The sequence below is a fragment of the Bacteroides propionicigenes genome, from assembly GCF_018390535.1.
Classification (GTDB): Bacteria; Bacteroidota; Bacteroidia; order Bacteroidales; family Bacteroidaceae; genus Bacteroides; species Bacteroides propionicigenes.
The window spans coordinates 1-533 of the sequence record NZ_JAHBBW010000040.1 but is presented as its reverse complement, the minus strand read 5'-3'; the positions used below and the strand labels follow the sequence as shown (position 1 = coordinate 533).

The 533-nt window shown below is 46.2% G+C and carries 1 pseudogene; it reads left to right on the top strand.

Going from position 1 to position 533, the window contains the following annotated elements:
* Nucleotides 1–533, top strand: a pseudogene (locus tag KG118_RS17370) (AAA family ATPase); the annotation flags it as partial.

The following is a 533-nucleotide window of genomic DNA, read 5'->3' as shown; positions in this document are numbered from 1 at the left end:
GACCTGAACAATCTGAATGACCTTTCAATGTGGAACAAGTACATTGATATTTGCGGAATCAGCGACAAGGAGTTGCAAGAGAATCTTGAAGAGGAAATGCACGAGTTTGCCGAAGCGCAGGGTATGACGTACGAACAGTTCCGGGACAAACTGCGTGAGTATTACGACGGTTACCACTTTACGCAAAACTCCATCGGCATCTATAACCCGTTCAGTTTGCTGAATGCTTTCGACCGCAAAGAGTTCGGCAGCTACTGGTTTGAGACGGGAACGCCTACTTACCTGATAGAGCTGTTGAAACGCTATCATTACGACTTGGAGCATATGGCGCACGCCGAAACGTATGCCGATGTGCTGAACAGCATCTATGGTGATGAAGAACCGCTGCCTGTAATCTTCCAGAGCGGTTATCTCACGATAAAGGGGTATAATGAAGAGTTTGGCCTTTACCGTCTCGGTTTTCCTAATCGTGAGGTGGAGGAGGGTTTTGTGAAGTTCCTTATCCCTTATTATACTCGTTTCAATAAGATTGA